Below are 12,387 nucleotides of genomic sequence, written 5' to 3'. Positions count from 1 at the left end.
GGATCACGTTCTGAAGTTTGCGGGCACATCCTGCCCCATGAATGCAAGGGTCCGGGACCACCCTGAGGTTGATTCACGCTGTGAAGGTCATGTGAGGTGGGCCGATTTCAAGGATCATGGGGGTGCGTGCTAACGTTTCCGTCGTTGCCGGTGAGCGCCGCTAGCTCAACTGGCAGAGCAGCGGACTCTTAATCCGCGGGTTGTAGGTTCGAGTCCTACGCGGCGCACCATGCTTGACCTGGGCATCCTTTGATAATTTGAAGGGTGTCCATGATCATTTTGGGGCTTTGGGAGCACGTTGGGAGCAGTTCCAGTCCCGCACTGCCGTCAGCCGGCCCTTCGAGGCACCATCTTTGCGGCCTTCTCGGCGGCTTCTTTTGCCAGCCGCGGAGACACGCTGGTGTAGGTGTCGCGCGTGAGGACGCTGGTGGAGTGACCCAGCAGTTCTTGGACGACTTTGATGTCGACCTCCGCCTCGAGAGCGCGGGTGGCGGCGCCGTGCCGCAGATCATGAAGCCGGATCGGGGGGCAGGCCGAGAGCAGCGACGAGCTGGTTGAAGTACCGCGCCACACTTCGAGCACGTTGTTGGTGACGTCGTCCAGGCCGATGGTGCGATCGCCGGCCTCGCTCTTGGGTTTGCCTGCTTCGACCTTCCATCCGAGCTGGACGAGTTGCTCGCTGACCTTGAGGGAGGAGGCGACCTTGTTGAGGTCGACCCAGCGTGCACCGCACGTCTCACCACGCCGGGTTCCCCGGTAGGCGATCAGGTGGTACAGCGGATAGAGGCGGTCGTTCTCGATGCCGTCGAGGAATTGCCCGGTCCGCTCTGGCGTCCAGACCATTACAGGAGACGGACGTTCCGCGCCGTCGAGCCTGTCGAGCTGCGCCTCCAGCCGTGCGATCAGAGAGTGATCACGACGTTCCCGTGCCGCGTCAAGGTCGAGGGCGACAACGTCACGCTCTCGCCGGTTCTCTTTCCAAGCCGCCACGTGCTCGTCGGTCCACCTCACCGCCCTCGGCCCGGCGGCGCCGGCCAGCGATGAGTGAGGTCGCGCGAACGAGCGGGTTGGGCGCCGCGACGAGCGATGCGTACCGGCGGTGCCGGCCGTCGTGCGCTGCGCTGCTGGGGCGGCGGCCCGGCCCACTCGAACGAAAACGCGATCGTGATGTCACGCGGGCCGTTGAGCGGCTTCCCGGACGTCACGCGGGTTGCCGGGCCGGCTGTGCGCTGGTTGCATCTCACGGATCGCAATGGCGCCGAAGGCCACGACCAGCGCCACGTTGACCAGGACGGCGAGCCAGGCGATGTTGGCGATGTGGGCGACCGGCCAGGCGACCGCGGCGACGGCGAGTGTCACGGTCCGCCACGGCGGCGCGATCCGGCGCAGGGCCCACGCGGCCAGCAGAATCGACAGCGGGAAGAGCAGGCCCAGCGGCTTGATCAGCACGGCCGCACCGGACGCGTCGACCAGGTCGGTGTCGCCGAGCGAGACATGGATGGTGTTGAAGCCGTATCCGACGTTGCCGGCTGTACCGAGCACGGCGACAACCAGCAGGACCGCGGCCATGACCCGGTCGCTCCAGGTCACGAGGCGGAGGAAGACGAAGGCGTACGCGGTGGCGCCCAGGACGTGAGTGAAACCGGCCGCCCCATCGTCCCACCCGCGGGCCGCGTAAAGGCAGTCGACGAGCAGGTAGACCAGTGGGGCGAAGATCAGCGATGCGGTGAGCAAGCGGTCGACGGGTGATCCCGGTTGCGTTGTCATGGTGCTGACGAAATCGCATCGCGCCCGGGACAGCATCGGGGCGGACCCGGCGGTTTCGCAGGGTTAACCCTGGTCACACCGGCGGCCGGTGCTGGCACGATACGTGCATGAGGCGAAGCGCGGCGATCGGCGCTCTGGTCGCCGTGCTCGTTGCGGGCGGCTTCGCCCTCGGACTGCACGTCGCCAACCTCCACAACGGGCTGATCGCGGCGTCGTTCACCGCGGTCGGGCTGTTCGTCGTCCGCCGCAGGCCCGGCAATCGCGAAGGATGGTTGTTCGTCGCGACCGGCGCCGGGCACGCGGTCATGTTCGCCGGGCGCCAGTACGCCCTGCACCCCGGGCTGCTGCCCGGCGCGACGTGGATCGGCTGGCTGGGCGTGTGGCCGTTGCCGATCATGCTGGTTGTCATCGGCGTCACCGTGATGTGTTTCCCGACCGGCCGGCTGCCGTCGCCCGGCTGGCGTCCGGTGGTCGCCGCCCTCGCCGCGGTCGCCGTCGTGCTAGCCGGAGTTTCGGCGCTGTGGCCGGTCGAGGCCGCCCGGACGGGACTCTCGCCCCCGTTCGACCTGCCCGGTGCCGGGCCGGCCGCAGCCGCCTACCGGGTCGCGCGGCCGATCGCCTACCTGCTGTTCCAGCTGATCCCCGCAGCCTGCGTCGTGGTTCGGCTGGGGCGGGCGCGCGGCGACGAGGCGCGGCAGCTGCGATGGTTCGTGTACGCGGTAGCCGTGTCCGCCGCGGTCATGGTGCTCGGGCTGACGGTGCTCCGGACGCCGGTGCCCGGCACGCTGACCGTGCCACTGGTTGCCGTGGCCGCCGGGGCGGCGATCCTCAAGTACCGGCTCTACGACATCGACCCGGTCATCAACAAGTCGCTGGTGTGGACGGCGATGGCGGCGCTCGTGGCGGTCGGGTACGTCGCTGTCGTGACGGGCGCGGGCTCGCTGGTACGCGGGCACGGAACCCTGCTGCCGTTACTGGCCACGGCGATCGTGGCGGTCGTGTTCGAGCCGCTGCGCAGCCGGGTGCAACGGCTGGCAGACCGGCTCGTCTACGGACACCGGGCCAGCCCGTACGAGGCGTTGTCGCGGCTGTCGGACCATCTGGCCGGCCCGGCGGGTGGACTGCTCGCCGGCATCTGCGCCACGGCGGCCGACGGGGTCGGCGCTCGCGAGGTCGTGCTCTACTCGGGACCAGCCGATGAGCTCCGCACCGAGGCGATATGGCCGGCCTCGGCGGTGCCCCCGTCACGCGACGACCTGGACGCCGTACCGATCATGCATGACGGACGGGTGCGCGGTGCGCTCGCCGTACGGAAAGCGCCTGGTGAAAGCCTGACCACCGCGGAGCGGAAGCTGATCGCCGACCTGGCCGCGCAGGCCGGTCTGGTCCTCGAACTCCGGGCGACCGCGAAGCGCCTGATCGCCGCCGGTGATGCCGCACGCCGGCGCCTGGAACGCGACCTGCACGACGGGGCACAGCAGCGGCTGGTAACGGTGGCGATGGAGCTCGGGGCCGTGGTGCAGCTGGCGTCCGCCGCCGGATCCACCGGTGTGGCCGCGCGGGCGGACATAGTCCGGATGCAACTGCTCGAAGCCACGGCTGAGCTGCGTGAGATGGCCCGCGGCCTGCATCCGGCTGTGCTGACTCAGGACGGCCTGGAAGCCGCGCTGGAGTTCTTGGCTGATCGCTCGGCGGTGCCCGTCCGGCTCAGCGTGGCCGTCGACCGCCGGCTCGCTGCGGAGATCGAGGCTACGGCCTATTTCCTGGTGAGTGAGGGGCTGACGAACGCCGCCAAGCACGCCGGCGCCCGGCATGCCGCTGTCCGGGCTGAGCTCACCGCCACGGGACTGGCCGTCGAGGTGGCCGACGACGGGACCGGTGGAGCGGTGGTGCAGCCCGGCGCCGGCCTCGAGGGGCTTGCCGACCGGTTGGCCGCATTGGACGCACGGCTGACCGTGACGAGCGGCCCGTCCGGTACGCGCCTGGCGACGGTGATCCCGTGCGGGTGATGCTGGCCGACGACGCGGTGCTGTTCCGCGAGGGCATGGCCCGGATCCTGACCGACGCCGGTTTCACGGTCACCGGCCGGACCGGCGATGGCCCGTCCCTGCTCGCGCTGGTGCGGGCCGACCCGCCGGATGTCGCGGTGCTCGATCTGCGTATGCCGCCCGGGTACGCGGCTGAGGGCCTCGAGACGGCCGCGGCGGTCCGCGCCCTAGTCCCGGGCGTCGGCCTCATGATCCTTTCCCAATACGTCGAGGTCCACCACGCGCTACGGCTGATGACCGAGTTCGAGGGCGGGGTCGGCTACCTGCTCAAGGACCGGGTGTCGGACCTGACCTTGTTCGGATCACAGATCCGGTCGGTGGCGCGCGGGGATACCGTCATCGACCCCGAGCTCGTCACCCGGCTGGTCGCCAGGCGCCGTGAGCGGGATCCGTTGCGGGAATTGACCGGCCGGGAGCGAGCCGTGCTGCGGCTGATGGCGCAAGGCCGGTCCAACGTCGCGGTGGCCGGCGAGCTGCATCTCGCGGTGAAGACGGTCGAGGCGCACGTGACGTCGATCTTCACGAAGCTCGGCTTGGTCGCGGACGAGCGCGAGCACCGGCGGGTTCTCGCCGTGCTGACCTTTCTTCGCGGTGGGACTCTAGGGTGAGGGACAGACCGCAGCGACGCGTCCGTCCGCTGAGCCTCCAACCGATCGCCTACCCGCCGCAGGGCAACGTGGTCGGCGCGTACGAGACACCGGACGGAGGCTGGCGGGTCGAGGCGTGCAGCGTGGTCGCGACCAGTTCTTCCGGCTTCTGCACGGCGACAACGTGGTGGACGGGTTGTTCATCGCCACGGTGCGACGTGCTCCTCAGAGCCGAAGGCGCGTTGGTCGAGGAGTACGATCGGCTCGTTTCACGCTATGGAAGAGCAGCGCAGGGCTTCTATCGCCCGCACCTCAACATCGTCTACATTGCGGCTTAACGGTGTCAGCGAGGGTGTCGCAGTTCGTCAGCGGCATCATTCGACCTGGATCGGCATCCTCGCTCATTTGCAGAGCCAATCAGCGATGACAACGATTTCCTGACCCAGGACAATGGATACGCAGCGCCGGAAGCGGATTATCAGCGACTGTCTATCCAGCTGGTGAACTGGGCGCGCAGAATGAACAGCCGCCAATATACCTTCTGGGATTTCGGGCAGCGGCTCCGGGTACTTCACGAAGGGCACCGACCTATCCGGATGGACCGCCGAGGAGATCAACGCCGTCGCCCACACACTCAACAGCCGACCCCGGAAAACTCTCGGCTGGAGGACACCCGCCGAAGCCCTCGACGAACATCTACGATCTCTTCAACAGGCTGATGTTGTGACGACCGATTGAATCCAGGCAGTTCGCGTCCTAGGCCTTCACCGAACGCGCCCGCGCGTCCGGGCTGGTGCCGTCGATGGGCACGATCGGGGACTGTTTCGACAACGGGATGATGGAATCGTTCTGGGGTCGAATGCAGACCGAGCTACTCGATCGCAAGAAGTGGAAAGACCCGCATCGAACTGGCCAACGCGATCTTCGACTACCTCGAGATCTTCCGCGACCGGCAACGCCGCCACAGCTCCCTCGGCGTGCTCACGCCCAACGAATATGAAGGGCTCCACACCACCCTGTCAGTCGCATAGAACCAGCTGAAGGACACCGCCAAGCGGGCCGGGATCAGCTACACCGGGCTGCTGCGCCACTTCCCCCGCAAGGAGGAGCTGCTGGTCGCGCTGCTGGAGGCACGGGCGCTGCAGAGCACCGCGCTGCTGGAGTCGGCGGGCGCGCTCGACCCGCGCGGGCGGCCGCCGTGACCGCAGTCGCGCCGAAGCCGCGGGAGGTAACTGGCTGGATCATCCGGCCCACGGCCGAACGCACCGACCGCGTACACGCCGATCCAGCCCGCATCCTCGAGCGGTGTGACAGCCTGCGCACCGTCGACCGTCAAACTGATCACGTGGTTCCGGCCCCATCGGGACCACTTCCTGAAATATCGGTAGGTGCTGAGCGTGGAGGACTGGGCGGAGATCAGGCGGCTGCGGCGGTCGGAAGGGATGGGGATCCAGGCCATAGCCCGGCGGTTGCGGATGTCGCGGAACACGGTGAACAACGCCCTCGCGAGAACCCTGTTACGGGCGGCGCCTCGCCTCGCCAAGACCACCCCGATCCGCACGGAGGTCGAGCACCGCGACCTGGCGACATGCTGGTGGCTGCACAGCGTTCACGATGACCACCATCGGCCGTAGGCGTGAAGGCCGGCCGGACGACTGCCTTCGAGAGGGCGGCGGCCCAGGCGGCGCGTCGGAACGACAGGAATGCGGTTTCCTGTCGTCAGACCTTCCTGTCGCCGGTGGCGAGTTGCCAGCGGCGTCGATCGGGCTACGCCCGGTCAGCAGTCACGAGATGGTCACCACACGAAGCACGGCAGATTCTGCGGGCGCACAGGCCCGCGGGCCGAGCTATTGGACACGAAGTCCGGCCATGGTGACCTGGACGAGGCGCCGGACGGCGTCAGGAGAGGGCAGGGTGGCGGCGGCGTTGAGCGCGTGCAGGCAGAAGCCAGCCAGTTCGTCGGGGGTGACGTCGCCGCGCAGGTGGCCTCCTTCTGCACCGTCGGCGATCAGCTCACGGACCAGATCGTGGAGTTGCCGCTGCGCGTGGGCCAGGTGCTCGTCTTGGTGCAGGAACGTAACGAAGCCCAGGTCCTGATGTCCGCGGGTCTGGTGGGAGATGAGGGCGTACGCCTGCAAGACGGCCGCCAGCCGCTGGTATGGATCGCTTACCTGGTCGCGGAGCTCAGCCAGATGTTGCAGGTGGCCGGTGATCTGCAGGGCATGCCAGGCGTGCAGGATCGCCTCGATATCCGGGAAGTACTTGTACAGCGTCGCCCGGCCGATTCCGGCCTGTTCGGCGATCTGCGACATCGTCACCGACCGTAGGCCGTGCTGCGAAACCAGTGCCGCGGTCGTGTCCAGGATCGCCTGGCGCACGTGGTGGCGGTGCCCCTCGATCGTTTCGTCCCACAACTTCGGCACCCACCAAACTCTACACGGTGACCACCCATGACACAGTTGCCCTTGACCGTAGACAGATGTCTCGATAAATTGCAGTCGCTGGCGACCACGTAGAGGGGACGAAGTGGTGGAAGACCTGGCAGGCCACACCGGCCCGGCGACGCCCGACGGGCTGTACGCAAGCCCGCCGCCGTGGGACATCGGTCGACCTCAGCCGGCTTTTCTCACTCTGGCCGAGGCCGGACGCCTTCGGGGACGGGTACTGGATGTCGGCTGCGGTACCGGCGAACACGCCCTGCTGGCCGCCCAACTCGGCCTGCAGGCCACCGGTGTCGACCTGGCGGGCAACGCCCTGCGGACCGCCGAGCACAAAGCCGGCGACCGGGGGCTGCACGCGCGATTCCTGCAATTCGACGCGCTGAAGCTGGCCGAACTGGGCGAATCGTTCGACACGATCCTGGACTGCGGGCTGTTCCACATTCTTGCTGGTGAACAGCGGGCGGCGTATGTCACGAGCCTGCACTCGGCGCTGTCACCAGGCGGGCAGTACTACCTACTCGGGTTCAGCGATCAACATCATGGCCCCTTCGGGCGGCACCGGCTGACCCGCCAGGACATCACCGCCGCCTTCGCGGACCGATGGCGGCTGGACACGATCGAACCGGCGAGCATCGACATCACCGCCGCGCCGTACGCCGTCGCGGCCTGGTTCGCCGCTGCCACCCGAATCTGACCTCGACACCAAGGACTGCCATGTTGACCTGCGAAACCACGATCGATATCGACCGTCCCAGCCGCTACCTGACGCAACTGTGCCGCCACGCCACCGCGATGGGCGCCACCGGCGGCGGGCACCGGCCCCGGAACCACGCCACCGGCGCCGCGCTTGCCCGCGGCGAGTTGCAGATCCGGGCGGACTGCTCCGACACCGACGGCACCATCACCATCAGCCCGCTGGGAAAGGCCACCCTGCACGCGGCCGGAAACAGCCTAACCGTGCGCGTGAACGCAACCGACCTGGAAGCGTTACAGCAGATCCAGGCCATCCTCGCCCAAGACCTGCAACGGTTCGGGCGGCGCGACCAACTGACGGTGACCTGGCCACCACCCCAAACCACCGACACCGACGTAGCCGGCGCCATCACGCAAGGCCCCGCGAGCACCTCACCCGATCCCGGCACCGAGACGCGGACCCGCCGCCGCACCACCATCCTGGCCGCTGTCCTGATCGCAGCGGCTGTTGCCGTCCATCTCGGCCTGGGCGCGGCGCTACTGCCCAACTCGCGGTGGACCAACCTATCCATCGACATCGTCCTGGCCATCGTCGTCGGGAAGATCCTGCTGTTAACGGTGGGCCGCCGGGCACTGCGCCACACGCACTTCCGACAACTGCACGGGCACCTTCAGGCAAGGGGCAGCCAGCATCGCGGACCCGCCACCACCCCCGACGACCCCAGCCTCCCGCCGCACGACCCACACACCGACGGGCCGGCCACCCAGACCAGCCCTCAATGACGAGCGTCGAGGTTCCCGGCGCCCGACTGCACTACGACATCCGCGGCAGCGGTCCACTGATCGTCCTGATCCCCGGCGCCGGCGGTGACGGCCGCGTGTTCAATGCCCCTCACCGACCACCTCACCGCCCGCTACACCACCTACGACCGGCGCGGCTTCTCCCGCAAGCCCCCTGCACGGCCCGCAGGACGACCAGCACCGCCTGGACACCGACGCCGACGACGCCATGCGCCTGATCGAACACACCGGACACCCCACCGCGAACGTCCTGGGCAGCAGCTCGAGAGCCATGGTCATCCTGCACCCTGTCATCCGGCACGCACGGAAGGTGGCCAGTGTCGTGGCCCACGAACCAACCGCGAATGATCGAGATGACCCGCCGGCTCGTCCGCGAGGAAGGCATCCTCGTCGGCGCCTCCACCGGCACCGCCGTGGTCGCAGCCCGGCCCTGCCGACGGTCGGCGTACACGAGGCGGCCGCGGACGCCCTGGCCAGCACACCGGCAGACGCCACCTGGCTCGCTGGCCTCACCGAGGGCCGGATCACCGGCGTGCTCCGCCGCGCCGCCCTGACCTGATCGTCCTCAGCCTGCCGTCAGGCCCTCCATCGTGTACGACAACAAGCGGCCGATCAGATCGGGCGAACCGCCGGACCGCTCACCGGCCCACGCCACACCGGCCGCCAACGCGAGCAGCTCGCCGGCGGTGACGTCGTCGCGCACCTCGCCCGCCTCCTGGGCGCGGCTGAGCAACCGGCCGCCCGCCTCGTGCATCGCCACGCAGGAGGTGTGCAGCTGCGAGCCTTCGTCGTGCAGCGCGGCCATCACCGATTCCGGCAGGCCCCGGTAGGCGGTCGAGCCGATGGCGAGCCGGGTGAGCCATGTCAGGAGCGCTTCCCGCGCGCCGTCGGCGGCCAGCAGTGCCTCGGCTTGCTCGCGCAACTCGTCGAAGTTGCTGCTCAGCAACGCGGCCAGCAACGCGTCGCGGTTCGGGAAGTGCCGGTAGAGGGTGCCGATCCCGACACCGGCCCGGCGCGCGACATCCCGCAACGACGCCTCGGTGCCGTACTCCGCGAACGCGGACCGGGCTTCGTCCAGCAGCAGGGCGTAGTTGCGACGGGCATCCGCCCGGGATTCGGCAGGCACACCAAGAGCCTCTCATTGACAATCGGAGCACCGCTCCGCCACTATCGGAGCAGTGCTCCGCCGTCAAGCGTAGCCCTCTCCGAGGAGATCCCCATGAGTCGAACCATTGTCGTCACCGGCGCCACCGGCAACCAGGGCGGCGCCACGGCCCGCAGCCTTCTGCGCGACGGCTGGCACGTCCGCGCCCTGGTACGGGACCTGGCGGCGCCGGCCGCACGCGCTCTGCACGAGGCCGGCGCCGAGCTCGTCCAGCGCGACATGACCGACCGCGACGGCATGACCTCCGCCATGCGGGACGCGTACGGCGTGTTCAGCATCCAGCCGGCCAACGGCGCCCCGCATTTCGACGGCGGCGAGGTGCGCATGGGTATCAACGTCGCCGAGGCAGCACGGACCGCCGGCGTCGGCCACCTCGTCTACGCCTCGGTGGGCGGCGCCGACCGCGACAGCGGCATCTCGCATTGGAACACGAAGTGGGAGATCGAGCAGCACATCGCGAAGCTGGACCTACCGGTCACCGTTCTGCGACCGGTGATGTTCATGGAGAACCACGCGGACGCCCATTACGGCGTCACCGGCGAGTTCTCGGTGCTCAGGATGGTGGCGCCGGGCACGCGCGTCCAGATGATTGCCGCCGCCGACATCGGCGAGTTCGCCGCTCTGGCCTTCGCCGATCCCGACCGCTACCTCGGCCGCGCCCTGGAACTCGCCGGCGACGAACTCACCCGCGAGGAAGCGGTGACCGCCATCGAACGGGCCACCGGCCACGAAATCCAGCTACCGCCGATCCCCCGCGAGGCTCTGGAGAAAATGGGTGCCAACCTCGACGATCTGGACCGGGCGAAGAACTTCGGTGGCTGGCACGCCGACATCCCGGCCCTCCGCGCCCTGCATCCCGGCCTGCTCACCTTTCCCGCCTGGCTGGAGCGTGACGGCAGGATCCGATTCGAGCGGTTGTTCGCCGCTCAGAGCTAGTGAGGGCGGCCCTCGCGCAGCTCCCGCCCGAGCGACGACACCACCGCCTTGAGGCTGCCATCGTGGGCGGCGGCAACCCGTAGCTGGCGCCGAAAGCTCGCGCTGCCGACAAAGCTATCCCGCAGGTTCTCCAGCTCCAGCGCGCAGCCGAGCGACTCGGCGGTCGGCTCGAGAACGGCAGCAGCGCCTCAAGATCCGGCGGGGCAACGCGGCGATTCACGGCGGGTCGTGCTGCCCGGCGGCGGGACGCCACCGGGCAGCATCTCATTTCCGCAGTGTCGCGAGGGCATCCGACCAGGCGACCACCTGATCGAGTGTGTCGGTCAGCGCCGCGACCTGGCGGGCTTCCGGTACCAGGGTCTGGAAGTTCTCGAAGTCCGTGTAGAACGACAACGCGACCTGCGAGCGTACGGTCGCCAGCTGCAACTCGGCCGCGATCAGCCGGAGATGTTCGACCGCGCGGGCCCCGCCGACGACGCCGTAGCTGACGAACCCGGCCGCCTTGTTGTTCCACTCGGCGTAGAGATAGTCGATCGCGTTCTTCAGCACGCCCGAGGTCGAGTGGTTGTACTCCGGGGTGACGAACACGAACCCGTCGAACCCGTCGATGGCCTGCGACCAGGCCTTGGTGTGCTCGTTGGCGTATTGGCCGCCCGACGCCGGGATCGGCTCGTCGAGGTGCGGAAGCGGGTAGTCGGCGAGGTCGACGATCTCGAAATCGGCGTCCCCGCGCGGTACGGCCTGGGCCAGCACCCAGTCCGCGACCCTTCGGCCGTACCGGCCCGGCCGGACACTGCCGACGATGACAGCGATTTTGGTCATGGTCATACTCCTTCAGGATCGGGACGGCGTCCCTCGCCTCCGAGAGCGACCCGTCCGATCCCTTGATTCCCTATCGGCAATGCGCACTATGGAATGCGGTACGCACCAAAACGTGCGTGTGGCGAAGGAGCCCGGAATGACCAACACGTGCGCCGACGACGCCCTGCGAGCGGTGTTGCGCGGCCTGCTCACCACCATCGGCGACAAATGGACCCTGGTGGTCATCGCCGCCCTCGTCGAGAAGGAGCAGCGGTTCACCACGATCCAGCGGCGCATCGACGGCATCTCGCACCGCCTGCTCACCAAGACCCTGCGCGACCTGGAACGCGACGGCCTGGTCTCGCGCAACGTCTACGCCGAGGTGCCGCCCCGGGTCGAGTACGCGCTCACCCCGCTCGGCCGCAGCCTGCTCGGGCCGATCGACGGGCTCATCCGCTGGGTCGACGACAACGGCCGCGCCGTTCTGACGAACCGCGGCGAGTAGGTCAGCGGATCGACGGTTTGCCGGTGACCAGGAAAACGACGTGGTGGCCGACGTCCACGGCGTGGTCCGCGTACCGGTAATAGCAGCGGCCGAGCAGGGCACCGTCGACGGTGCCCTCAACCCCCAGCGGCCGCTCCGGGCTGAGCATGACCGTGAACAGCTGGCGGTGCAGCTGGTCCGTCGCTCGTCGTCGCGTTCCAGCCGGGCCGCCACATCGATCTCGGCGTCGCGCTCGGTCACCTGCCGGGCCAGCGTATGGTCGGCGGCGATCAGCGCGAGGCTGGCCTGCCGCATGGCCTCACGCACGGAGCCAATCGGTGACAAGCCCGGCGAGCGGGTCCAGGCTCTCGTAGAAGGCGTGGACGGCGCGCCGCTGGTCTTCGCCGACCTCGACACCCTGCCCGATAACGGGTTCCCCGAACTGGCCGGCGTTGTCGACGGCGTCCGGCTGCGGGCCTCGGTCGCCGACCTCCCCCGCATCGCCGCCTCGGCCGGGCCGCTGCCACCGGTAGGCCCGACGCTGCGCGAGACGCTCGGGCTGCCCCGGCCCGCCAACCGGTTCGCTACCACCCGATAGGAGAGCCATGCTGCACCTGGGAGTTTTCTTCACCGGCGTCGGGCCGCAGCTCATCTGGACCGCCGA

14 protein-coding genes, 1 tRNA gene and 3 pseudogenes are annotated in these 12,387 nt (G+C 68.8%); 12 read left to right on the top strand and 6 right to left on the bottom strand.

All coding sequences use genetic code 11. From position 1 onward, the window contains the following. The first annotated feature begins 154 nt into the window (after nucleotides 1-154). Nucleotides 155-230: transfer RNA gene (locus ACIA5D_RS13680), tRNA-Lys, on the top strand. Between the two features lie 97 nt (nucleotides 231-327). Here ACIA5D_RS13680 and ACIA5D_RS13675 read toward each other — a convergent pair. After that, nucleotides 328-1,011: a site-specific integrase gene (locus ACIA5D_RS13675; protein WP_396030195.1), complete on the bottom strand. Its 684-nt coding sequence runs from the start codon at nucleotides 1,009-1,011 to the stop codon at nucleotides 328-330. A 159-nt stretch (nucleotides 1,012-1,170) separates the two neighbouring features. Next, complete coding sequence (locus ACIA5D_RS13670) at nucleotides 1,171-1,767, bottom strand: hypothetical protein (RefSeq protein ID WP_396030194.1); 597 nt, start codon at nucleotides 1,765-1,767, stop codon at nucleotides 1,171-1,173. A 107-nt stretch (nucleotides 1,768-1,874) separates the two neighbouring features. Here ACIA5D_RS13670 and ACIA5D_RS13665 point away from each other — a divergent pair, with 107 nt between their 5' ends. From ACIA5D_RS13665 to ACIA5D_RS13640, 6 genes and pseudogenes are all read left to right on the top strand, one after another. Then, nucleotides 1,875-3,776, top strand: a complete 1,902-nt coding sequence (locus ACIA5D_RS13665; protein ID WP_396030193.1) for a GAF domain-containing sensor histidine kinase — start codon at nucleotides 1,875-1,877, stop codon at nucleotides 3,774-3,776. After that, a complete protein-coding gene (locus ACIA5D_RS13660) occupies nucleotides 3,767-4,423 on the top strand; it encodes a LuxR C-terminal-related transcriptional regulator (protein ID WP_396030192.1) in 657 nt (218 codons plus the stop codon). The genes ACIA5D_RS13665 and ACIA5D_RS13660 overlap by 10 nt, the downstream gene beginning before the upstream one ends. A 546-nt stretch (nucleotides 4,424-4,969) precedes the next feature. Beyond that, nucleotides 4,970-5,140: pseudogene (locus ACIA5D_RS13655) on the top strand (IS30 family transposase); the annotation flags it as partial. 25 nt (nucleotides 5,141-5,165) lie between these two features. Beyond that, nucleotides 5,166-5,433 (top strand): annotated as a pseudogene (locus tag ACIA5D_RS13650) (IS3 family transposase); the annotation flags it as partial. A gap of 6 nt (nucleotides 5,434-5,439) precedes the next feature. Next, on the top strand, nucleotides 5,440-5,604 hold the full coding sequence (locus tag ACIA5D_RS13645; protein WP_396030354.1) for a TetR family transcriptional regulator: 165 nt from the start codon (nucleotides 5,440-5,442) through the stop codon (nucleotides 5,602-5,604). Between the two features lie 186 nt (nucleotides 5,605-5,790). Continuing rightward, nucleotides 5,791-5,910: pseudogene (locus tag ACIA5D_RS13640) on the top strand (helix-turn-helix domain-containing protein); the annotation flags it as partial. A 339-nt stretch (nucleotides 5,911-6,249) separates the two neighbouring features. Here the strand turns inward: ACIA5D_RS13640 and ACIA5D_RS13635 are convergent. Continuing rightward, nucleotides 6,250-6,780: a TetR/AcrR family transcriptional regulator gene (locus ACIA5D_RS13635; protein ID WP_396030191.1), complete on the bottom strand. Its 531-nt coding sequence runs from the start codon at nucleotides 6,778-6,780 to the stop codon at nucleotides 6,250-6,252. Nucleotides 6,781-6,928: 148 nt separating this feature from the next. Here ACIA5D_RS13635 and ACIA5D_RS13630 point away from each other — a divergent pair, with 148 nt between their 5' ends. Together ACIA5D_RS13630 and ACIA5D_RS13625 are read left to right on the top strand one after the other, a co-directional pair. Beyond that, nucleotides 6,929-7,537 (top strand): class I SAM-dependent methyltransferase, encoded by a 609-nt coding sequence (locus ACIA5D_RS13630; protein WP_396030190.1) that lies wholly within the window; start codon nucleotides 6,929-6,931, stop codon nucleotides 7,535-7,537. Between the two features lie 20 nt (nucleotides 7,538-7,557). Next, nucleotides 7,558-8,319 (top strand): DUF2218 domain-containing protein, encoded by a 762-nt coding sequence (locus tag ACIA5D_RS13625; RefSeq protein WP_396030189.1) that lies wholly within the window; start codon nucleotides 7,558-7,560, stop codon nucleotides 8,317-8,319. Between the two features lie 583 nt (nucleotides 8,320-8,902). Here the strand turns inward: ACIA5D_RS13625 and ACIA5D_RS13620 are convergent. Continuing rightward, nucleotides 8,903-9,463, bottom strand: coding sequence for a TetR/AcrR family transcriptional regulator (locus ACIA5D_RS13620; RefSeq protein ID WP_396030188.1), 561 nt, complete (start codon nucleotides 9,461-9,463; stop codon nucleotides 8,903-8,905). A 93-nt stretch (nucleotides 9,464-9,556) separates the two neighbouring features. Between ACIA5D_RS13620 and ACIA5D_RS13615 the strand changes: the two genes are divergently transcribed. After that, nucleotides 9,557-10,438: an NmrA/HSCARG family protein gene (locus ACIA5D_RS13615; protein ID WP_396030187.1), complete on the top strand. Its 882-nt coding sequence runs from the start codon at nucleotides 9,557-9,559 to the stop codon at nucleotides 10,436-10,438. A gap of 264 nt (nucleotides 10,439-10,702) precedes the next feature. Here ACIA5D_RS13615 and ACIA5D_RS13610 read toward each other — a convergent pair whose 3' ends face one another. Next, nucleotides 10,703-11,260, bottom strand: coding sequence for an NADPH-dependent FMN reductase (locus tag ACIA5D_RS13610; protein WP_396030186.1), 558 nt, complete (start codon nucleotides 11,258-11,260; stop codon nucleotides 10,703-10,705). A 136-nt stretch (nucleotides 11,261-11,396) separates the two neighbouring features. On the opposite strand from ACIA5D_RS13610, the gene ACIA5D_RS13605 reads away from it, so the two are divergent. Continuing rightward, a complete protein-coding gene (locus tag ACIA5D_RS13605; protein WP_396030185.1) occupies nucleotides 11,397-11,744 on the top strand; it encodes a winged helix-turn-helix transcriptional regulator in 348 nt (115 codons plus the stop codon). 1 nt (nucleotide 11,745) lies between these two features. On the opposite strand, the gene ACIA5D_RS13600 is transcribed toward ACIA5D_RS13605, so the two are convergent. Then, a complete protein-coding gene (locus ACIA5D_RS13600; protein ID WP_396030184.1) occupies nucleotides 11,746-11,892 on the bottom strand; it encodes a hypothetical protein in 147 nt (48 codons plus the stop codon). Between the two features lie 144 nt (nucleotides 11,893-12,036). Here ACIA5D_RS13600 and ACIA5D_RS13595 point away from each other — a divergent pair, with 144 nt between their 5' ends. Next, the gene (locus ACIA5D_RS13595) at nucleotides 12,037-12,321 is read left to right on the top strand and encodes a hypothetical protein (protein WP_396030183.1); all 285 of its coding nucleotides are present in this window, start codon (nucleotides 12,037-12,039) and stop codon (nucleotides 12,319-12,321) included. The last annotated feature ends 66 nt before the right edge of the window (nucleotides 12,322-12,387 follow it).

It is taken from the genome of Actinoplanes sp. NPDC051513, from assembly GCF_044454685.1.
Taxonomy (GTDB): Bacteria; Actinomycetota; Actinomycetes; order Mycobacteriales; family Micromonosporaceae; genus Actinoplanes.
Note: the sequence above shows the minus strand (reverse complement) of the source record. Positions and strands in the feature narration are given on the sequence as shown.

Coding starts and splice junctions, on each gene's coding strand:
- ACIA5D_RS13670 (WP_396030194.1), bottom strand. CDS start 1,767: ATGACAACGCAACCGGGATCACCCGTCGACCGCTTGCTCACCGCATCG.
- ACIA5D_RS13665 (WP_396030193.1), top strand. CDS start 1,875: ATGAGGCGAAGCGCGGCGATCGGCGCTCTGGTCGCCGTGCTCGTTGCG.
- ACIA5D_RS13625 (WP_396030189.1), top strand. CDS start 7,558: ATGTTGACCTGCGAAACCACGATCGATATCGACCGTCCCAGCCGCTAC.
- ACIA5D_RS13615 (WP_396030187.1), top strand. CDS start 9,557: ATGAGTCGAACCATTGTCGTCACCGGCGCCACCGGCAACCAGGGCGGC.
- ACIA5D_RS13610 (WP_396030186.1), bottom strand. CDS start 11,260: ATGACCAAAATCGCTGTCATCGTCGGCAGTGTCCGGCCGGGCCGGTAC.
- ACIA5D_RS13605 (WP_396030185.1), top strand. CDS start 11,397: ATGACCAACACGTGCGCCGACGACGCCCTGCGAGCGGTGTTGCGCGGC.
- ACIA5D_RS13600 (WP_396030184.1), bottom strand. CDS start 11,892: ATGCTCAGCCCGGAGCGGCCGCTGGGGGTTGAGGGCACCGTCGACGGT.
- ACIA5D_RS13595 (WP_396030183.1), top strand. CDS start 12,037: ATGGCCTCACGCACGGAGCCAATCGGTGACAAGCCCGGCGAGCGGGTC.